We start from the raw sequence: 20,617 nt of genomic DNA, 5'->3' as shown, positions 1-20,617 counted from the left end.
GAGGGTCAAAGACCTAAAGTTACTCACCTCTGTTGGACTGAGGTGAGTAACACAAGTTCATTAATCTTTTGGTGGCGCAGGAGCCAAAACTTCGCGGTTACCGTTGTGACCCGGTGCACTCACGATACCTTGTGCTTCGAGTTGCTCAACAATACGGGCGGCACGGTTGTAACCGATCTTAAATCGGCGCTGAACACCGGAAACCGAACCTCGACGTGATTGAACCACGTGCTCAACGACTTGATCGAAGAGTGGGTCTACATCTTCATCCGCTTCCATTTGCTCGCCTGGCAATAAGCTTTCTGGACTTTGATCTCCACTGATGATCTCTTCAATGTAGTTCGGTTTACCACGCGCTTTCCAGTTGTTTACAACAGCATGAACATCGTCATCTGATGCAAACGCACCATGAACACGAGTCGTATGGCTTGAGCCTGGTGGTAAGTACAACATATCACCCATACCAAGCAGTGATTCTGCACCGCCTTGATCTAGGATTGTACGAGAGTCCGTTTTAGTCGATACCGTAAACGCAACACGAGTTGGAATATTCGCTTTAATCAGACCCGTGATAACATCCACCGATGGACGTTGAGTCGCAAGAATTAGATGAATACCTGCCGCACGCGCCTTTTGTGCCAAGCGTGCAATCAGTTCTTCTACCTTCTTACCCACCACCATCATCAGGTCAGCAAATTCATCGACAACAACAACGATATACGGCAGTTTTTCTAGCAATGGCGGTTCCGTATCCATACTGTCGCCTTCTTGCCAGAATGGGTCATGAATTGGGTGGCCTGCTTCTGCTGCCATCTTCAACTTCTCGTTAAAGCCTTTCACATTACGAACGCCCAATGCCGACATCAACTTATAACGACGTTCCATCTCACCCACACACCAACGTAGAGCGTTTGATGCGTCTTTCATATCAGTCACAACTTCAGAAAGAAGATGAGGGATACCTTCGTAAATAGAAAGCTCTAGCATTTTCGGGTCAATCATGATGAAGCGCACATCTTCTGGACCTGCTTTATATAGCATGCTCAAAATCATCACGTTCACACCCACCGACTTACCAGAACCAGTTGTACCTGCTACTAGCACGTGAGGCATCTTCGCAAGATCGGCCACAACAGCTTCGCCCGCAATGTCTTGACCTAACACAACCGTTGTTGGTGACGTTGCTTGCTCAAACTGAGGACTACTGATTACATCAGATAAATAGACCGTCTGACGACTCATGTTTGGCAGTTCCAAACCAATGTAAGGCTTGCCAGGGATAACTTCTACAACACGTACCGCCATCGCAGACAAGGCACGCGCTAAGTCAGTTGAAAGACCGGAAATACGGCTTACTTTTACCCCCGGTGCCAAATCAAGCTCGAAGCGAGTGATCACTGGACCAGGATAAATCCCCACCACGTCGGCTTTGATTTTGTAGTCCGCTAGCTTGCTCTCAACCAATCGAGCGACCTGCTCTAGAGCATCTCGGTCGATAAAGTTTTCGCGTTTTTCTGGATGGTAAAGCAACTCGAGCGTTGGAAGTGGCTCTTCTGGAACAGGCAAGTTTTCTTCTTTCTGTACCAAAAATGGGTTCTGTGTCGCGGCTACTTTGGCTTGCGCACTAGAAACCATGTCTTGGAATGCCGCTACATCTTCGTCGCCGTCTTGAACCTCTTCAACCTCCGCTTTTTGAAGTGCAGGTTCAAATGTTGTTGAAGGTGTTGCCACTTGCTGATGAGGTGTTGTTGGAGCTGGCTGTACTTGTTGTACAGACTGTGACTCCACTTCGTCTTCATCGTCTAACACGTCAAAATCAGAGATCGTAGGTTCAATGTGTTGACTCGATTCTGTTTGCTCCGTGATGCTATCTAGCGCAGCGGAATCAATTACAGGCTCTTCATGCACAGGATGCTCAAGACTTGGCTGCTGTACTTGTTCTGCTTCAAATTGTTCATACTCCGCATAATCTGGTTCAACACTGATCGGTTCTTCTGTAGCTGTATGTTGCTCTACATAGGAAGAGTAAGTATCTGCAAATGATGGGGCTACCTGTTCTTCAGTTCCCCAGTCATCTGCTTGTTGCGCTGCAGCTTCAAGCTCTTCTATCGTGACATTCAGCTGCTTGGTACGCTCCAGAAGCGGGTCAACGTTATCAGTATTCACCGCATGGACAGGTTGCGTTTGGTGCTCAGGTTGAGCATAAACTGGCGCAGCATTAACCGTAGCCTTGCGTTGTGGTGGCGTTGGTTCCACCATCATTTGTTCCGCTGGCTTCTCAGGTTTAGCTTGCGGCATATAAATAGGATACTCATGTGCAGGCGCCGATTCTTTCGGCTCATCGACATCGAACGCCGTTAAATGAGGAAGCGGCTCATCATCAATGTCATGGTCTACGTTATGTCTAGGCGTAGAGACTTTATCTTCCACGAACTCATCTAGCTGAGGTTCTAAAACTTCTTGCTCAGAGCCTCTTATCTTATTTGCAAGCGCCGCAATTAGCGCTAATGCACGATCTCCAAGCCACTCAACGATGTTAAGCCATGAGATGCCAGTAAAGAGAGTAAAACCCGCTCCCCATAAGAACAGCAGTACCAATGTCGTGCCAAGTACATTCAATGTAGGTAAAGCTAGGCTAGACAACACATCTCCGACGACACCACCGGACGAGAAATACCAAATATCATCAAAATTAATATCGGCTAGACCACAGCTAGTCATTATAAGGACGACAAGGCCGAGTAACCTCGTACCCCATAACATGAAATCAATTGGCTCATCTTCTCCTCGTTTACGGCAAATCACCCATGCAGCCGCAGCTAGCAAGAAAGGGATTGGATAAGCGAGAGAGCCAAATGTGAAGAATAGTGTGTCCGCAAGCCAAGCGCCGAAAAGGCCACCAGCATTGTCGATCTCCCCTCCCCATGCGGTTTGGGACCAAGAAGGATCGGCCGGACTGAAGGTAAATAGTGCAACCGCAAGCAATACCGAGCTAAGAACGCCAACGATAAAGCAGCACTCTTTTAAGCGTTGGAAGCCATTTAAGCGTGAAGACTGGGGCTCTTCACTGGTTTTGATAATGGTTTCGACTTTCTTTGCGTTCTCTTTGAACATAAATCAACTTGAATATGGAAATGAAATAGGAAATTGCAAAACATTCCGAGCGGCATCAAGCCGCTCGGTAAATTGATTTAACCATATCAAAGAGAAAAACCCAATTACTCTCTGGCGAAAGCGGAAGCATATACCGCTTTCTTTGCAAGAAATTAACGAGTTTTGATCACAAGCTGGTTAGATTGTTTCACTTCTTCCATTACAACGTATGTGCGAGTGTCATTTACGCCAGGTAGACGTAGTAACGTATCGCCCAATAGTCGGCGGTAAGCACCCATATCTGATACACGGGTTTTAAGAAGATAGTCAAAGTCACCTGATACAAGATGACACTCTTGTATGTCGTCTAGCTTTTGAACAGCTGAGTTAAACTGCTCAAATACATCCGGCGCACCACGGTTTAATGTAATCTCAACGAATACTAATAGTGACGCATCCAGGAACTGCGGATTCAATAATGCAGTGTATCCTGTGATGTAACCCTGACGCTCTAAGCGACGTACACGCTCCAAACATGGCGTTGGAGAAAGTCCCACACGTTTTGAAAGCTCAACGTTTGAAATACGACCGTCTTTCTGCAGTTCATTAAGAATGTTGCGGTCGATACGGTCTAGTTCCTTGGACGGCTTTTTATAGTTGTCTGCCATTTTTTATTCCACCTCATTACTTCCTTGCAAAAAAATATACTACAACTTTTTAATATTTGGTGCCAAATTTTACAAATCTATAACTATACTAGTTATTAATTCGACAATAACACCCTACAAACAGTTAATACAACCATTATAGAAAGAGGATACAGGATGATCATTGGCGTACCTAAGGAAATCAAGAACCACGAATATCGTGTTGGTATGATCCCAGCAAGCGTGAGAGAACTCATCTCACATGGTCACCAAGTTTTAGTTGAGACCAATGCAGGTGCCGGCATTGGTTTTTCAGACGATGATTACATCGCTGTCGGCGCATCCATTCTCCCTCATGCTGCAGACGTATTCGCGCAAGCAGACATGATTGTAAAAGTAAAAGAACCCCAAGCAGTAGAGAGAGCAATGCTCCGCGAAGGGCAAATTTTATTTACTTATTTACACCTAGCACCAGATTTTCCACAAACTGATGAGCTAATCAAGAGCAAAGCTGTCTGTATAGCCTATGAGACTGTAACAGATAATATGGGTCGTTTGCCACTGTTAGCACCAATGTCAGAAGTGGCAGGTCGGATGTCTATCCAAGCTGGCGCGCAAACATTGGAAAAATCACACGGCGGTCGTGGTCTGCTACTAGGTGGCGTACCTGGTGTTGAGCCAGCGAAAGTCGTCATCGTTGGTGGTGGTGTTGTTGGTGCAAACGCAGCTCGTATGGCTGTTGGTCTTCGCGCTGACGTAACCATTCTAGACCGTAACGTAGATACACTTCGTAAGCTTGACGAAGAATTCCAAGGTCGCGCTAAAGTGGTTTATTCTACTGAAGACGCTATCGAGAAGCATGTTCTAGAAGCTGACCTTGTTATCGGTGCCGTTCTAATTCCTGGTGCAGCAGCGCCTAAGCTGGTAACAAAAGAGCACATTGCTAAGATGAAACCTGGTGCGGCAGTGGTTGACGTGGCTATTGACCAAGGTGGCTGTTTCGAGACATCTCACGCAACAACCCACGCAGATCCAACTTACATCGTTGATGAAGTGGTTCACTACTGCGTAGCAAATATGCCTGGTGCGGTTGCACGTACTTCAACTTTCGCATTGAACAATGCAACACTCCCTTACATTGTGAAACTCGCAAACAAAGGCTACCGTGAGGCACTTCTAGAAGACAAAGGCTTCCTTGAAGGTCTAAATGTTATTCACGGGAAAGTAACATGTAAAGAAGTAGCAGAAAGCTTTGACTTGGAATACGTTGAACCAACTCAAGCTATCGCTATGTTCAATTAATGACAAAATAAAACACAATTTGTCACGTTTTGTTTACAAAAGCCCACGCATAAGTGGGCTTTTTCATATAGAGCGTTTAGCTATAAAAAATAACTAATTCTTATATGCGCAAATTAAAATATTTCTAGGTGTAACTGATTTAGGGCAAAACTCTGACAATCTAACACGATAACCACGTTCTTCAAGATAAAGTGCTTTGTCCAATGCGAGCCAGATCTCCAATGGACGTTGAAAAACCAGTTGCACTAAGCTCATTCTCTCCATTTGCCAGAAGCGTTGTTCGCTTAACTTTTCAAAATGATCGAAATCGATTTCTTGAGAAAGAACGATACCTTTCTGCTCCGCCGCCCAGCGACACAAAGATTCAAAGCCTTCACTTAATTGCGACTTACGAATACTGGGGACAGGTTGATATTCTGCCATGCCTAACGCTCGTCGAGTAATCAAATCGAAGCCAAGACGAAACACCATTTCCTGCTGACGATGGCGACGTACACGCTCCCCCTGTCACCGTTTGCTGTAACGGGATACGCAGTTCTTGCTTAGACAATGAGAGAGAAGAAACCCTCCCCGGTTTCGACATCGGCTGGTATTGTTCCGACTGAATCAAGTGATAACAACAAGGTGAGATGGTCATCGCAGCAATCCCATTCTCACTGCCGTACTGCATTAGACGAACATGGAGGTCACCACACGCATGCAGTGCCACCGCGTGTTGCGTTGGCTTGAATACCGCTTTTGCTTTGCTATCAAACGCGTCACCTTGAATAAACGTCATTTTCCAATGGTGTTCATTCGCAGCTTGTTGCCCTGAATCACACAGTGCTTGTTGATATTCGAAACTGGTCACAGGCTGATCGGTTTGTGTTGCCAGGATTCGTCCTAAATAACCTTTCCCTGAACACCACTCTAACCATTCTTCGCCACAGTGTTGTTGAATTGCAGCTTCACCCATCGAGCTGATTTGCTCCAGCTTACGTCCGGGAATGCCGTTGTCTAAACCACGAGCGAGTGCCAAACCATTTAAGGTTAAAGACTCTAAACGCGTGTGATAAGCGAGTTGTTCGAGTTGAGGCACGAACGCGCTTATCGCTTTTAAGGCGAGTTCAGGTTCCGCTTTATACTCTTCGATTTGAGAGGGAGAAAGAGACACTAACCACTGGCACAACTGAGGGTGTTGCTCTTGCCAAGGTAATGAGGTGTGAATGCTACTTTTAAATGGTTCAAACCGCCATAGCGATTCGTTTTCCAATAAGCAGTCATTAATAAATTGAAATTGCGTTTTCATAACTCCCCCTACAACGAACGCATTGTAGAGGGAATCGAAACATCAATGAAGTGTTATCTCACCGGGAGCTCGATGTCTTTAAACATCTCTTCGATTTCTGCATTAGATTTCAACGAAATCGCCTGCTCTACCACTGGGCGAGTTAAATGAGGAGCAAAGCGTTCCATAAAATCGAACATGTATGAGCGCAGGAATGTGCCGCGACGGAAGCCAATACTTGTCGTACTAGCCCCGAATAAATGGCTCGCATCTATTGCGACTAAATCACTATCCTGCTCTTCATCCACAGCCATGCTCGCAATCACACCAACACCAATACCCATGCGAACATACGTTTTAATAACGTCCGCATCAGTTGCAGTGAACACCACTCTCGGGGTTAAACCTTCACGATTAAATGCGGTATCTAACTCTGAACGGCCCGTAAAACCAAACACATAAGTGACCAATGGATAAGCGGCAAGGTCGCTGATCGTTACTTTATCTTTCTTCGCTAATGGATGATCTTTGGGGACGACAATTGAACGGTTCCAGTGATAACAAGGCAGCATGATGGCATCTTGATATAAGTGAAGCGCTTCTGTCGCAATCGCAAAGTTCGCCGTACCTTTAGCAATTGCCTCAGACATTTGTGACGGCGTACCTTGATGCATGTGTAATGACACTTTTGGGTAGCGAGAAGTGAAACCTTTGATGACATCCGGCAAAGCATAACGCGCTTGCGTATGTGTCGTGGTGATATTCAGCGTCCCCATTTCTGGGTGGGTGTGCTCCCCTGCTACAGCTTTGATACTTTCTACACGAGCGAGAATTTCTTGAGAGATACGTACAATTTCTTCACCAGCAGGTGTCACCTGTGTTAAGTGCTTACCGCTACGTTCAAAAATCTGAATGCCTAACTCATCTTCCAGCAACCGAACCTGCTTACTGATACCTGGCTGAGAGGTATACAAGCTTTCTGCCGTCGCGGATACATTCAGATTATGGTTTACAACCTCAACAATATACTTCAGCTGCTGCAGTTTCATCGTAATCCCTTACTTGTTCATGAGAGAATTTATTGGCCACTCGGACGAGCGATATAATAATTAGTTATAACGCGTTCAAATCGAAATGAACAGTAATTTCTAACTTATACCTCAATCACATACTGATAATCCTCAACATAGAAACAATATGCACAAAGTTGAGCCAATAAATGACTGAATTTCTATGATGTGACTTCTATCAGTAGCTAAAACGTGGGAGAGACAAAATAATCAAACAAATAGGGTGCCGAGTAAGATAAGATTCATGTATTCTTTAACGCTAGCCGTAGAAAAGTAAAGCAGACGCAAAGATATGAATATTGGTTTAATAATCGCTTTGGTAGCCATCCTACTGGTGTTGATCCTAGGCTATAACATTATGTTGCAGTATAAGGTCAAGGTAGAGACTGCGAAAAGACAGGAGTCCGCACGCTATGTTGCCTTGATTGATGGCACTGAAGAGTTGATTGGTCATGCGCACCATATCCCTTTTAGCAAGGAGCTGTTGCTATGTCTAAACAATCGTATTCTTGACGCGCTAGAAAGCATGCATGAGCTTGACCCGAAGAATAAGCAGCTTGCTCAACGTATCGAAAACATGAAGCAACAGATTGAGCAACTGAAAGAGAATGGTCCCACTGGCGAGAGTACCACGTTCAAAATGCCTAGCAGTGATAAACAAGCCATCGTCATGCTTAAGTTGGTGAAGCGCCTTCGCGATACTATCCGTAACGAACACAATAAAGGCCGTATCGACACCCAGACTTATGTCGCTGAAAATGCGCGTTTAGAAACGATGCAGATTCGTATCAACATCGAAAACGTCATCAAAAGAGCAAACGACTCTATTGCTCGAGGTCAACCTGGCACAGCACTTCAACTGCTACGCAAAGGTATCGATGCATTGAGTACAAAGAGCGATCCCTACTCTATTCAAGCGAAACAGAAGCTTGAAGACATGCTGGGCGACCTAGATAAAAAACGCCAAGATAAAAGTGATGCCGAAATGCAGCAGATCGCCGATAAAGAGCGCGACAATGACATGGAAGCACTCTTCGGCGAGAAGAAAAAGTGGTAACATTCACTTAAGGTCAATAAAGGCTGCAATCGCAGCCTTTTTTCTATCCGTAAGATAGCGGATATGCCCAATTAGAATGTGAAGTACTAAAACTAAAATGATGAATCTAGACGCCTATCAAGATCTTCTTGCTCCCATTAACCAATTTCTGCAATGCAGCACACCTGATGAATGGGTAGAGGAAGCAAAAAAACCAGAAAACCTTCAAACCATTTTATTAGACCACCTACTGTGTGAGCTAAAAGCTGGCCAATCTGCGATGTTTTTAATTCGTAAGTATGCCGTTGACCAATCCAGTTCACATGCTCTGCTTGACTGGTTTAAACCCTATGAAGATTTTGCTTATCGCAATGTAGGCTCACTAGAAACTTTAAAAGGTAAGAGCAATATTTCCAAAGCGATCATGGCTAAGTCCAACTCACCGTACAGCCAAGATTTGATCGATAAAATGGTGCTTTTGATTAAAGAGGAGTTACACCACTTTTATCAAGTTTTAGAGATCATGGAAAGTCGTGGAATTGAGTATAAAAATATTCCAGCAAGTCGCTATGCTAAAGGGCTCATTTCGCATATGAAGACTCATGAACCGGAAACGCTGATCGATAAGCTCATCATTGGTGCGTACATCGAAGCCCGATCTTGTGAGCGTTTTGCCAAACTAGCACCACATATGGATGACGATATCGCAAAATTCTACGTTTCTTTACTGCGCTCAGAAGCACGCCACTATCAAGATTATCTAGTATTGGCAGAGCAAATCGCGGGCAAAGACATCAGCGAACGCATAGCCTATTTTGGCCGAGTTGAGGCGGATTTAATTTCTACGCCAGATACAGATTTTAAGTTCCATAGTGGTATTCCAGCCTAGCGAGCATATTCTCCCAAGATTGAGCATGCTCTGAACTTATTTATATAGACAGAGAATAAATAAGCCGGACATTTCGTCCGGCTTATTTTTTGTAGCAATGAGGTTAGGAATAAAGCTGAAACACAACAACTAGAGCTGGAAAGAACCCATTCGAGTTTTCAAGTTGTGCGCTAGGCTACTGATCTGCTGGCAAGCCACAGCCGTTTGCGAAGCTCCCTCAGCCATCTCTGTTGAAGCACTATTAATATGCTCCACACTTCGATTCAGTTCTTCGGATACAGAATTCTGCTCGCTGCACGCCGTTGCAATTTGTGTGCTCATTTGCGCTATGTTATCGACAGAATGTTCAATTTCTTTTATCTGGCTATCAGCGTCATTGACTTGCTCAACACACTGAGAAATCCCCTCCTGACAATCACGGCTTGAATGCCCTATTTTGCTGCTGCTCTCTTGTAGTTGATTAACAATTTCCACAATTTGTGAAGTGGAGTCTTGAGTGCGTTGCGCCAGAGAACGAACCTCATCTGCCACAACAGCAAACCCACGTCCTTGTTCACCAGCCCGAGCGGCTTCAATTGCGGCGTTCAGTGCTAACAAGTTTGTTTGCTCCGCAATCCCGCGGATCACATCTACGACCACATTGATATTGTTTGAGCTAGATTCAAGCTCACGTGCCAGTTCATCTGACTCTTGGATCGTATGTGATACACGCTCAATTACTGCGATAGTTTGTTGTAACGTCGCCGTTCCTTGCTTTGCCACTTCCGTTGCCGAGTAAGCGGAGGTCGCGCCAACTTCGGTATTTTGTGCCACTTCACTTACAGCAGCTTGCATTTCTGTCATCGCAGAAGCCACCGAGCTAAGTTCAATTTGTTGATTTTGCATACCAGAAGCAGTCTGAGAAGAAATAGCACTCACTTCCTCTACTGCTGCCGTTAGCTGAATCGTTGAGTCATTAATCTCAGAAACCAGCGAATGTAAGTTTGTTTGCATACCGACAAGCTCTTTGAGCAACGTTCCTAACTCGTCTTTGCTCAATTCACTTTCGTCGATTTGATTATTCAATTGACCCTTGGCGATTTTAGAAGCGAATTCCAATGCTCGATCAACAGGCCCGCAAATGACTCGAGAAAGCAACATGGCAGACATTACCATGACCAATGCGACGACAAGCGCACCAACAGCAGCGCTGTATTGTGTAAACGCCGCTTCATTTTGTACTTCTTCGCCAATCAAATTCACCAACTCATCGTTCAACGCGAGGGTATCATCCAAGCTACTCAACGCTTTTGAGTAGGTATCGAAACTCGATAAAATCACATCATTTGCACTTTCAGCATCACCTTGACTTAGCAGTGCGTTGTAAGTCTTCGTTTCTTTGATGTATTGATTCCAGGTTTCTTTAAAAACGTTAAAAGACTGCGTTTCACGCTGATTAAGGTCGAGCTTTTCGTATTCTGCAATACCAGCCTGCACATCAGAACGCCATTGGTCGAGGCCTTTTAACCACTCACCAATTTTGGGATGATTTGCGTTTGGCAATAAAGAGAACTCATCTTTGCGCACTTTAGTAATATCAACTTGGATACCTTTCAAAATCGCAACAGAAGGTAAGCTTTTATCCGTTAGCACTGAGATGTCTTTATTCAGTGTTAACAAACCTTGTACCAACATTACTGACACTAAACCAAACACGGCAAAAACGGTTAAATAACTAACCGATATTTTCTTTACGACACTTAAGTCTTTAATACGCATGCACTTTCTCCCTACAGCCTTTCCAAACCTCTCACTTAAGTGAAAGCTTAACCTCTAAAACACACTGTTTTTTGCGCTCGATATCATTGAGCGCTCTTATATACATCGGCCTGAAAGATCAAATCTTGACCAGTAATTGATATTTTTATCACGTGCTATTTTAGAGATAGGCTCGCATGCTCCGTATTGTGTCTACATTTTTTTATGAGCGCTTCCCGGCGCAACTCTAAGATCTCATCGATGAGTTTTTCTTTAGCGTTGATGCCAAAGTGCTGGGCATAATTTTTGACTTTTTCAATCTCATTAGGCTGTAAGCGGTATACCTCTTTCTTTAAACGAGCTTCTGCTTCGCTTCTAATCAAACCTTGGTCTTGTAGTAATTTAATGATGGTTTCATCGATTGGATTTACTGCTCTAGCCATGGTGCTCCATCTATCAATTTAAGTTCTAGCCATGTGGCTGGATGAATGACGCCGCACAACTTATAGAGCGAAGATGACAACTTGATTGCAGTGAGTACGATTCGTTAACCATCGCTATTATTTACAACCGCTTAAGCAACCATTAACTCTCTACCCCGACTCCTCACCATTGAATAAAGATCACATTCTGATAACAATTTTTAGTACTGGCTTCGATGTCATCCATATTTAACGTGCAAGTAATATTTATAAACAAGAATGATTGCTCTAGTTCAAATGATGGAAAAATAAGATGAAATTATCGCAGTGGGGTCTTTTATTAAGTGGCTTGGTGGCATTGCCAAGCATTGCAGATACAGATGTTTATCTAACCAATAACTCTGATCAGTCTTTAACTATTCAAGTAAAGCACGAAGGCAGTGATTTACTTCAATATGGAGAAGAGTGGCAGCAACATGTACAAGTACTTGGTCCGTGGGAAACCAAACCTGTATTGAGCTTCAATCGTTGGGAAGGCGTGAAATCCAACCAAACTTACCGTTTTGAAACTGTGGTTTCTAGCCCTAAAGGTGAAAGCATAACACTCAATCAGGTCATGGAAGGTCATTGGTATAATTCAACCATTGAATATGGCTTATCGGCGGCCGATGTCGATTTATCTCTTAAAGATGATCGTGATATTCATCGTGTCAACACTAACGCTTTTGGCATCCGAGAAACCGAACTGGCATTTAAGTCAGACAGTACCGCTCGATACGACGATCTTTATTACACGATCACGCCAAGCAAAGTAAATGAATCTGTCGATAACGAAGAACAAAACCTTAAGTTGATGACTTACAACATCTGGGCTCTTACGGCTATTGCATCGCACATCGGTGATCGTTACGAACTGATTCCTCAATACGTCAAAGGTTATGATGTATTAGCGCTGCAAGAAGTGTTTGCAAGCGGTCGTGAAGCATTCCTACGTGAGTTAGCTAAGGAATATCCGTACCAAACTAAAATGTTAGATAAAGAAGGCGTTAATATTCATGATGGTGGGGTGATCATTGTCAGTCGCTATCCTATCGTGAATGAAGCGCAATATGTCTTCCCCGACTGCTCTGGCACAGACTGCTTTGCCGACAAAGGCGTGAATTATGCGGAAATTATTAAAGGTGGTCAGGCTTACCATGTGTTTGCTACCCATACCGCATCTTTCGATACAGACACCGCTCGCGAGTATCGTCAGCGCCAGTTCAAACAAATCCGCGCACTCGCTAAATCTCTCAACATTCCTTCAAACGAAACTGTGGTATATAGCGGCGACTTTAACGTAAACAAAAGAAAGTTCCCTGGTGACTACCAACAAATGATCGCTAACTTAAGCGCCATAGAGCCTCAGTATTCTGGATACACGGAGTCAACCTTTGATCCCCGCATCAATAACTTCGCAGGTGAAGCGTTATCAGGTGGCGAAAACGTGGAATACCTTGACTATGTTATGGTGAGTAGTGAATACGGGGTGAAATCATTCAATGACAACCGTGTAGACGTGCCGCGCACAACCGCAGAGAGTTTATGGAAACACTACAATCTTTCTGACCATTTCCCAGTTAGCGCAACAATCAAGCCATGAAGAAAATCGCGTTGATAATCATGTCCGCCATTATGGCGGGCATGATGTTTTTAACTTTCAGTCAAGATGGGCAGCAAGAAGCGGCCGTGTCGGCTTCTGCTCCAAAGACAAAAAATAAGAACGTCCCCAGTACCTCACTAAAAACAAGCAATATCGCTCCCAGTGCAGATGCTTCACCACAGACCGCAGAGCTCCCTTCTGCGACTCAAATAACGACTGAGAGACTAACTCTGCTCAAAGGGAGAGAACTCGTCGCAGAGCTTGAGTCATTTTGGCATGAGTGCATGTCGAACCGCGACTGTGAGGAACAGTTAGCCTTGCTCGAGCCTTATTTATCTTCAGCACGATTTCAACTTTTGGCGAGCTACCATCAACTCAACAGTCAATGGCAAGAAAGTGTGGGTAATTTGTTGTTTGATGAGCAACAACCACTAGCCTCACGTATTGCACAACTTAAAGCCGAGGCAAGAGGCATTTGGGGCGAGTTGGCTGATGTTATTTTCGCGGATGAGTTCGCGCTGTACGATTTCAACTTAGAAGCCCAAAAGCTGGACACTCAAAGCCCAGATAACTTTTTGCGAGCTTTCGAGCAACTCACTATTGACTGGCAAGAACATGCAGATGCTATCGGGCTAACAAGCGACCGGGAAAAATATGAGCGTGCGGTCACCCTGATTCCTAATAGTATGAGATTTCCAGATCGCCAAACTATCATCGCAGAGCTGCAAAAAACTTACTTAACGAAGGACGAAAGCGAAGAGATTCACGCTCGTGAACAACAAATTGCCGAGCAAAAAGAGCAAGTCAGAGGTTACCAACAAGCATTGCAACAACTTGAGTCCAGGCTCAGAAAAGAGAGAGCCACAAGCCATTCGAATTTGTCAGAACCGGAATGGCAAAGCTATTACCAACAAGAAGTCGCGGATTTTCGTCGTGAATTTTTTCTTCTTAACAATGCGCTTTGACTGACTGGGAACTTAAAAAGGCACGTTGCTAACCAGCCGTCGTGCCTTATGTTCAGCCGTCGTGCCTTATGTTCAGCCGTCGTGCCTTATGTTCAACTCTCTACTTTTAATTCAGAACAAATTTAAACCAAATACATCTTTCACATCAAATAGCACTTTTTCGGTTTTCTCGCGAGAACGCTCACTACCATGTTTTAAAATATCAATCAGTTGTGCTTTATCATTCAAATACATAGCGCGCTTTTCTCGAATAGGGCGAAGCATCTCTTGTAGGCATTCTTCTAACACTTTCTTGGTCAAACCATCACCTAACCCACCTCGTCGATAATGGTCTTTTAGCTGTTCGACATAGTTTTTATCAGGATGAAAAGCATCGAGGTAGGTAAATACAATATTCCCTTCGACTTGGCCAGGGTCCTCAATTTTCAGGTGATTGGGGTCGGTATACATAGATTTCACCGCCGCAGAAATCTCTTTTTCAGACGCCCCTAGGTTGATTGCATTCCCCATGCTTTTAGACATCTTATTTTTGCCATCAGTACTCGGCAAACGAGGTGCATCACTAAGTAATGGACGGCATTCTCTAAGAACCTCTTTTCCACCCAGGTGGTTTATTTTTCTTACGATTTCATTAGTTTGCTCCAACATCGGCAGTTGGTCATCACCTACCGGAACCAACGTCGCGTGGAACCCCGTAATATCGGCAGCTTGAGAAATTGGATACGTTAAAAAGCCAGCAGGAATAGAGCGTTCAAAGCCTTTACTCTGTATCTCATTTTTAACCGTGGGATTACGCTCTAAACGCGCAATAGAGACAAGATTGCTGTAATACATAGTTAACTCTGCTAACGCTGGTATTTGAGACTGCAACGTGATCGTAGTTTGAGCGGGGTTGATACCAACAGCCAAATAATCTGCAACGACATTGAGAATATTAGAGGATACCTTTGATGGGTTATGCGCGTTATCCGTCAAACCTTGCATATCTGCGACTAAGATCGTTTGCTCATGCTCCGTTTGCAATTTGACTCGTTGTTGCAATGAACCGACATAGTGCCCGAGGTGTAACGGACCTGTCGCTCGATCGCCGGTCAGGATAATTTCACGCTGTGGTGTACTTTGAATGGTGTTCATATTTATCTCCAAGTATTTAATAGATCGCTACTGGAGATAAAAAGATCAAACACTCTTAGCTACCATCCAGCAGCTTAAGAATGTGAGTATTCCGTGCCGCTCTATTTAGAGCGCCACCAAAATAAGGTTGTTGATGAAGGGCTAACGTGTATTTTCATGTTTTCAAACTAACAGTACATCAAGCTGAACTCAATCTGTTTTTGTATTGAATTAGCGTAAGTATTCAAAGAGCCTACAGAAACGATTACATTGGTAAAGACATCGCAATGACTAAAGCTGCACCAAACACCGAACCTGAGACAAATGCACAAAGTACGGTTTTGTTGTGTTTCCTTTTCATCGATGAACTCCTATCCATAACCACAATGACCAACCCTTTTATTTAATACGCATGTGGATGCATCACGATAAGTAGTAAACCAACATATCGCGCATAGAACCAGTACAGCTTTGTTAAACTGGGACCTCGTCCATAACTTGGAATGCAAATGGTTCTGGAAACAACAAAAGAGGAAAATTTCATCACTTTTCTGTCCTGTCTCCCAGAGTTTATGGCTTAATAGACAGCAGGAATATTTTTCTTTTGCTGCGGGTACTTACATGGAAGCTGTTCTACATCAGTTGCAATTCTCTTTGTCGATAACCGGCCCTATCTGCTTAATGTTAATACTTGGCGTGATGTTCAAACGCATAGGGCTGATCAACGATAATTTTATCGAAGTAGGCTCCAAACTGGTGTTTCAAGTTACGCTACCTGCGATGTTATTTGTCAGTATTGTGGCTTCAGAACACGATTTTTCCGCGGCGAGTGGCTTTGTCAATTTCGGCGTCATCGCTAGCATTTCGTTTTTCATTTTCACCTACCTTTCGGTCAAGCTTCTGTTCAAAGCATCGCCTGACCAAGGTGTTCTTATCCAGGGTGGGTTTCGAGCAAACACAGGTATTATTGGCATCGCTTACGTTGCCAATGCGTATGGTTCTCAAGGTGTGGCGTTAGCAGCGCTTTATGTCGCGGTCACCACGTTTATTTACAACGTCCAAGCGGTAATTTGCTTATCTCCCAAAGGCGCAACTTCTGTCCCACAAGCCGCAAAAATGATGGGCCGAACACTGACGAGGAATCCACTGATAATCTCAATCGTCCTAGGGATGGCTTTCTATTTGCTCTCTATTCCAGTGCCGAATGTTGTTATTGATGCAGGGGACTACTTGTCCAAAATGACATTACCTTTAGCGCTGTTGTGTACGGGCGGCTCACTCGATTTTAGCTTGATGAGAAAAGAGAAAGGTCCATCTTGGTTTGCAAGCAGTTACAAGCTCATCGTGGCACCCGTAATGATCACTATTGGTGCTTACTTAGTAGGTTTTCGAGGAATTGAGTTAGGTATTCTTTTCTTTATGAACGCTTCCCCAGTGGCAGCAGCCAGTTATGTCATGGCACGTTCGATGGGAGGCAATGCCATATTAGCCGCAAATATCATCGCACTCACTACGGTACTTTCTACCGTCACGTGTACTTTGGGCATTCTATTTCTTAAGTTTTACGACTTAATATAATTGCTCACCAATACAGTAAAGGCGCGCTAGATAGCATTAAGATAAGCTACTGGTCGTGATTTGCAAAAGTAAGCTTTCTTACCAAACGAAAAAACTCACTCGCTTCTGATTCAGACAAACAAGCAAAAAATTCTTTCTGTAAATTCGTCATGATTTGATGCACTTGCTTTAAAGCGTTTGCCCCCTCTTTTGTCATGCTGAGCATTTTGAGACGCTGATTCGATTTACTTTTAGAAACTTGAACAAACCCTCGCTTTTCCAAATTATCCACCATTCGCTTTGCTACACTTCGCTCAGTTCGAACCGCGTCAGCCAACGCTTGCTGACTCATGGGTTGAAACTCTTCCAAAGCGGCCAGTGCACTTGCCATTTCTAGTGTCATCAAATTTTGCCGAGAGAGCTCGGCTTGAGCACGATTGCGGTACATTCGCTGCATCACACCGCAGACAAACATAGGGCTTTGATCCAAAACGGAAATTGGGGAGATTTTCTGATCTTTCATCGTCGTTTGTTCTTCTTTAGGCTTTCATTCGGTCGGAAGGAATAAACAGATTCTGCATAAGGCAAAACGCCCCCCTTCAAGTTTGCGTCAAAGACGGTAGCCACCAAGTGAAAACATAAAATAAAGAGCGCCGAAGCGCCCTTTTATCGTGTTTATTATCACCAGTATAACTCAGTTACAGCAACCAAGTCTTACTCGCTTTGCTGAGCAGGTTTAGGATTAGTCTCAGACAACTCTGCCTCCGATTCTTTTCTCGCACGTCGATCAAACAATCGCTCAACCACCACAAAGAAGATTGGCACAAAGAATATACCTAAGAGCGTCGCACTGATCATGCCACCAAGTACACCAGTACCTACCGCATTTTGACCTGCTGAGCCCACGCCAGAGCTGATAGCAAGCGGTACTACACCTAGACCAAAGGCAAGCGATGTCATAATAATTGGGCGCAGACGAACACGAACGGCATGCAGGGTTGCTTCGATAAGGCCAGCGCCTTTCTCGTAGTAATCTTTCGCAAACTCAACAATCAGAATGGCGTTTTTAGTTGCCAAGCCGACCGTCGTTAATAAGCTCACCTGGAAGAATACATCGTTGTCCATACTTCGCGTCATTACCGCGAGCACAGCACCAAGCACACCAAGAGGCACAACTAACACCACGGCGAAAGGTACTGACCAACTTTCATACAAAGCGGCGAGAACTAAGAATACGACGAGGATAGACAGCGCATATAACATTGGCGCTTGGTTTCCGGAAAGGCGCTCTTCATACGAAATACCATTCCAGTTCACCGTGAAGCCTTCTGGTAGCTTTTCTACCATTGCTTCAATTTCTGCCATGGCTTCACCAGTACTGACGCCAGGAGCTGCGCCGCCTTGGATATTCATCGCTGGCAAACCATCAAAACGCTGCAAAAGAGGTGAACCATACGTCCACTCTCCGCTCGCAAAGGCAGAGAAAGGCACCATCTCACCTTTTGAGTTACGCACGTACCACGAATCGAAGTCTTTTGGCTGCATACGGTATTCCGCATCACTTTGCATCATGACTTTTTTCACTCGACCGCGATCAATATAGTCGTTAATGTACGCTCCGCCCCATGCCGCTGACAGGATTTGGTTGACGTCATTAATGCTAACATCCAGAGCACGCAGTTTAACGTGGTCAATGTTCACTTTGTACATTGGCGCATCTGCTTGACCGTTCGGACGAACACCGACAAGTTTCGGGTTTTGTGCAGCCATGCCAAGCAGTTGACCTTGCGCAGCGACTAATGCGTCGTGACCTTTGTTCAACGAATCTTGAAGATAGAAATCAAAGCCTGTCGAGTTACCCAATTCTTGAATCGCAGGAGGTGCAAATGCAAACACCAGTGCTTCTTTGATGCTTGAGAAGTACCCCATCGCTCGACCAGTAATGGAAGCTGCATCAGCACCCGGCGCTTCACGCTCTGACCAATCTTTCAGACCGATAAATGCCATCCCCATGTTTTGGCCTTGGCCTGCAAAACTAAAGCCCGCAACGGAGAAGACGGATTTCACGTTGTCTTTCTCATCCACAAGGTAAAAGTCGCGCATTTTCTCAAGTGTTTTTTCCGTCTGCTCTTGCGTTGAGTTAGGCGGCAAAATGGCCATTGAGAATACCGTGCCTTGGTCTTCATCCGGCAAGAATGACGTCGGAAGGTTCATAAACAGCCAGCCCGCACCTGCACTCATTGCCAAGAATACAACCAACATACGACCTGTGCGCTTGAGGAGTTTAGCAACGCCGGTTTCATAGCCAGCTGTCATCGCATCAAACTTGCGGTTAAACCAGCCAAAGAAGCCTTTCTTTTCTAGAAGCTCAGCATCGCCTTTTTTCAGTAATGTTGCACATAATGCTGGAGTCAGAATTATCGCTACCAAAACTGAAAGTGTCATCGCCGCCACAATGGTTATCGAGAACTGACGGTAAATAACCCCTGTAGAACCAGACATAAACGCCATAGGGACGAATACCGCTGAAAGCGTCAACCCCACACCAATCAGGGCACCAGTGATCTGCCCCATCGATTTTTTGGTCGCTTCTTTGGGCTCTAAACCATCTTCATGCATCACACGCTCGACGTTTTCCACCACAACGATGGCGTCATCCACCAGCAAACCGATAGCCAGAACCATCGCGAACATGGTTAACGTGTTTACGCTAAATCCAGTCGCGTACAAAATAGCGAAGGTTCCGAGCAATACGACAGGCACTGCGATCGTTGGAATGATCGTCGCACGGAAGTTCTGCAAGAACAGGTACATGATTAAGAACACAAGCAGAATGGCTTCTAACAGCGTTTTAACCACCTCTTGAATCGAGGCTTTGACGAATGGCGTCGTTTCAAATGGGTAAGCAATCTGCAACCCTTCTGGGAACGTTGCACTCAGTTGTTCTAAACGCTCTTTCACCGCATTGGCTGTCTCAAGCGCATTTGCACCAGTACCTAATGAAATACCTAAACCCGATGCTGGGAAGCCATTATATTGGCCTCGAATATCATAACTTTCTGCACCACGTTCAACACGAGCCACATCTTTCAAATAAACATTCGAACCGCTGGCGTCAGACTTAAGAATGATGTCTTGGAACTCTTCCACACTGCTCAAACGACTTGCAGACGAAATCGTTGCATTCAACAGCTGGCCTTCCTGCGCAGGTGCTGCACCAAGTTGACCTGAAGAAACTTGCGCGTTCTGTTCACTGATAGCATTTGCTACATCGATTGCGGTCAAGTTGAACTGCGTAAGCTTAAATGGATCCAGCCAAACTCGCATCGCATACTGCGCACCAAACGCCTGCACTTGTCCTACGCCAGTTACACGACTTATCGGGTCTTGAATATTCGTTACAACAAAGTCACCGATATCGTTTTCTGTAAAGTCAGGATCTTCAGAATAAACTGCCACCACCATGAGAAACGCCGTATTGGATTTATTCACGACGATACCTTGGTTTTGTACTTCCATCGGCAATGATGTCAATGCCAATTGCAGCTTGTTCTGCACCTGTACTTGCGCGATATCAGGATCAGCTTCGCTATCAAACGTCAGGGTAATTGTCGCATTACCGAATGCATCACTGCTCGATGATAGGTAGCGAAGATAATCTAATCCCGTCATATTTTGCTCGATAACCTGCGTTACCGAGTCTTCAACGGTTTTCGCTGATGCACCTGGATAACGAGCACTGATGGTGATCGTTGTCGGTGAAATCGTTGGGTATTGCGAGACGGGTAAATTGAATAATGACATTACCCCCGCCAACATCGTTAGAATTGCGAGAACCCAAGCAAATACCGGACGATCGATAAAAAATCGTGCCATG

General features: G+C 44.7%; 14 protein-coding genes and 1 pseudogene. 6 read left to right on the top strand and 9 right to left on the bottom strand.

Annotation, left to right across the window (positions count from 1 at the left end; genetic code table 11):
• Positions 1 to 60 precede the first annotated feature (60 nt).
• Together P4S59_RS05820 and lrp are read right to left on the bottom strand one after the other, a co-directional pair.
• Positions 61 to 3,114 (bottom strand): DNA translocase FtsK 4TM domain-containing protein, encoded by a 3,054-nt coding sequence (locus tag P4S59_RS05820; protein WP_248381105.1) that lies wholly within the window; start codon positions 3,112 to 3,114, stop codon positions 61 to 63.
• A gap of 152 nt (positions 3,115 to 3,266) precedes the next feature.
• On the bottom strand, positions 3,267 to 3,761 hold the full coding sequence (lrp, locus tag P4S59_RS05815; protein ID WP_005378234.1) for a leucine-responsive transcriptional regulator Lrp: 495 nt from the start codon (positions 3,759 to 3,761) through the stop codon (positions 3,267 to 3,269).
• A gap of 156 nt (positions 3,762 to 3,917) precedes the next feature.
• On the opposite strand from lrp, the gene ald reads away from it, so the two are divergent.
• Positions 3,918 to 5,042, top strand: a complete 1,125-nt coding sequence (ald, locus tag P4S59_RS05810; protein WP_005378241.1) for an alanine dehydrogenase — start codon at positions 3,918 to 3,920, stop codon at positions 5,040 to 5,042.
• A gap of 93 nt (positions 5,043 to 5,135) precedes the next feature.
• Here ald and P4S59_RS05805 read toward each other — a convergent pair.
• A pseudogene (locus P4S59_RS05805) lies at positions 5,136 to 6,330 on the bottom strand (methyltransferase).
• A gap of 53 nt (positions 6,331 to 6,383) precedes the next feature.
• Positions 6,384 to 7,358, bottom strand: a complete 975-nt coding sequence (gene cysB, locus P4S59_RS05800; RefSeq protein ID WP_006742885.1) for an HTH-type transcriptional regulator CysB — start codon at positions 7,356 to 7,358, stop codon at positions 6,384 to 6,386.
• A gap of 313 nt (positions 7,359 to 7,671) precedes the next feature.
• Here cysB and P4S59_RS05795 point away from each other — a divergent pair, with 313 nt between their 5' ends.
• Together P4S59_RS05795 and miaE are read left to right on the top strand one after the other, a co-directional pair.
• Positions 7,672 to 8,436, top strand: a complete 765-nt coding sequence (locus P4S59_RS05795) for a hypothetical protein (protein ID WP_006742886.1) — start codon at positions 7,672 to 7,674, stop codon at positions 8,434 to 8,436.
• Positions 8,437 to 8,533: 97 nt separating this feature from the next.
• Positions 8,534 to 9,304, top strand: coding sequence for a tRNA isopentenyl-2-thiomethyl-A-37 hydroxylase MiaE (miaE, locus tag P4S59_RS05790; RefSeq protein ID WP_104974277.1), 771 nt, complete (start codon positions 8,534 to 8,536; stop codon positions 9,302 to 9,304).
• 129 nt (positions 9,305 to 9,433) lie between these two features.
• On the opposite strand, the gene P4S59_RS05785 is transcribed toward miaE, so the two are convergent.
• Entirely contained in the window at positions 9,434 to 11,062 is a 1,629-nt protein-coding gene (locus tag P4S59_RS05785; RefSeq protein ID WP_005390805.1) for a methyl-accepting chemotaxis protein, read from the bottom strand.
• A 155-nt stretch (positions 11,063 to 11,217) separates the two neighbouring features.
• Positions 11,218 to 11,484: a hypothetical protein gene (locus tag P4S59_RS05780; protein ID WP_012841963.1), complete on the bottom strand. Its 267-nt coding sequence runs from the start codon at positions 11,482 to 11,484 to the stop codon at positions 11,218 to 11,220.
• A 292-nt stretch (positions 11,485 to 11,776) separates the two neighbouring features.
• Between P4S59_RS05780 and P4S59_RS05775 the strand changes: the two genes are divergently transcribed.
• Entirely contained in the window at positions 11,777 to 13,105 is a 1,329-nt protein-coding gene (locus P4S59_RS05775; RefSeq protein ID WP_139060903.1) for a sphingomyelin phosphodiesterase, read from the top strand.
• Positions 13,102 to 14,070: an ATP-dependent dsDNA exonuclease gene (locus P4S59_RS05770; protein WP_337168081.1), complete on the top strand. Its 969-nt coding sequence runs from the start codon at positions 13,102 to 13,104 to the stop codon at positions 14,068 to 14,070. Before P4S59_RS05775 ends, P4S59_RS05770 begins: the two co-directional genes overlap by 4 nt.
• A 111-nt stretch (positions 14,071 to 14,181) precedes the next feature.
• Here the strand turns inward: P4S59_RS05770 and trpS are convergent, their stop codons facing one another.
• Positions 14,182 to 15,204 carry a tryptophan--tRNA ligase gene (gene trpS / locus P4S59_RS05765; protein WP_337168080.1) on the bottom strand — a complete coding sequence of 341 codons (1,023 nt, stop codon included), beginning with the start codon at positions 15,202 to 15,204 and terminating at the stop codon, positions 14,182 to 14,184.
• A gap of 600 nt (positions 15,205 to 15,804) precedes the next feature.
• Here trpS and P4S59_RS05760 point away from each other — a divergent pair.
• On the top strand, positions 15,805 to 16,761 hold the full coding sequence (locus tag P4S59_RS05760) for an AEC family transporter (RefSeq protein WP_104969252.1): 957 nt from the start codon (positions 15,805 to 15,807) through the stop codon (positions 16,759 to 16,761).
• 46 nt (positions 16,762 to 16,807) lie between these two features.
• Here the strand turns inward: P4S59_RS05760 and P4S59_RS05755 are convergent, their stop codons facing one another.
• On the bottom strand, positions 16,808 to 17,263 hold the full coding sequence (locus tag P4S59_RS05755) for a MarR family winged helix-turn-helix transcriptional regulator (RefSeq protein ID WP_012841967.1): 456 nt from the start codon (positions 17,261 to 17,263) through the stop codon (positions 16,808 to 16,810).
• 191 nt (positions 17,264 to 17,454) lie between these two features.
• On the bottom strand, positions 17,455 to 20,616 hold the full coding sequence (locus tag P4S59_RS05750; RefSeq protein WP_337168079.1) for an efflux RND transporter permease subunit: 3,162 nt from the start codon (positions 20,614 to 20,616) through the stop codon (positions 17,455 to 17,457).
• Between the last annotated feature and the right edge of the window lies 1 nt (position 20,617).

The organism is Vibrio sp. M60_M70, from assembly GCF_037162085.1.
GTDB classification, from domain to species: Bacteria; Pseudomonadota; Gammaproteobacteria; order Enterobacterales; family Vibrionaceae; genus Vibrio; species Vibrio diabolicus.
This window is presented reverse-complemented; position numbering and strand designations above follow the sequence as displayed.

Coding starts and splice junctions, on each gene's coding strand:
- P4S59_RS05820 (WP_248381105.1), bottom strand. CDS start 3,114: ATGTTCAAAGAGAACGCAAAGAAAGTCGAAACCATTATCAAAACCAGT.
- lrp (WP_005378234.1), bottom strand. CDS start 3,761: ATGGCAGACAACTATAAAAAGCCGTCCAAGGAACTAGACCGTATCGAC.
- ald (WP_005378241.1), top strand. CDS start 3,918: ATGATCATTGGCGTACCTAAGGAAATCAAGAACCACGAATATCGTGTT.
- cysB (WP_006742885.1), bottom strand. CDS start 7,358: ATGAAACTGCAGCAGCTGAAGTATATTGTTGAGGTTGTAAACCATAAT.
- P4S59_RS05795 (WP_006742886.1), top strand. CDS start 7,672: ATGAATATTGGTTTAATAATCGCTTTGGTAGCCATCCTACTGGTGTTG.
- miaE (WP_104974277.1), top strand. CDS start 8,534: ATGATGAATCTAGACGCCTATCAAGATCTTCTTGCTCCCATTAACCAA.
- P4S59_RS05785 (WP_005390805.1), bottom strand. CDS start 11,062: ATGCGTATTAAAGACTTAAGTGTCGTAAAGAAAATATCGGTTAGTTAT.
- P4S59_RS05780 (WP_012841963.1), bottom strand. CDS start 11,484: ATGGCTAGAGCAGTAAATCCAATCGATGAAACCATCATTAAATTACTA.
- P4S59_RS05775 (WP_139060903.1), top strand. CDS start 11,777: ATGAAATTATCGCAGTGGGGTCTTTTATTAAGTGGCTTGGTGGCATTG.
- P4S59_RS05770 (WP_337168081.1), top strand. CDS start 13,102: ATGAAGAAAATCGCGTTGATAATCATGTCCGCCATTATGGCGGGCATG.
- trpS (WP_337168080.1), bottom strand. CDS start 15,204: ATGAACACCATTCAAAGTACACCACAGCGTGAAATTATCCTGACCGGC.
- P4S59_RS05760 (WP_104969252.1), top strand. CDS start 15,805: ATGGAAGCTGTTCTACATCAGTTGCAATTCTCTTTGTCGATAACCGGC.
- P4S59_RS05755 (WP_012841967.1), bottom strand. CDS start 17,263: ATGAAAGATCAGAAAATCTCCCCAATTTCCGTTTTGGATCAAAGCCCT.
- P4S59_RS05750 (WP_337168079.1), bottom strand. CDS start 20,616: ATGGCACGATTTTTTATCGATCGTCCGGTATTTGCTTGGGTTCTCGCA.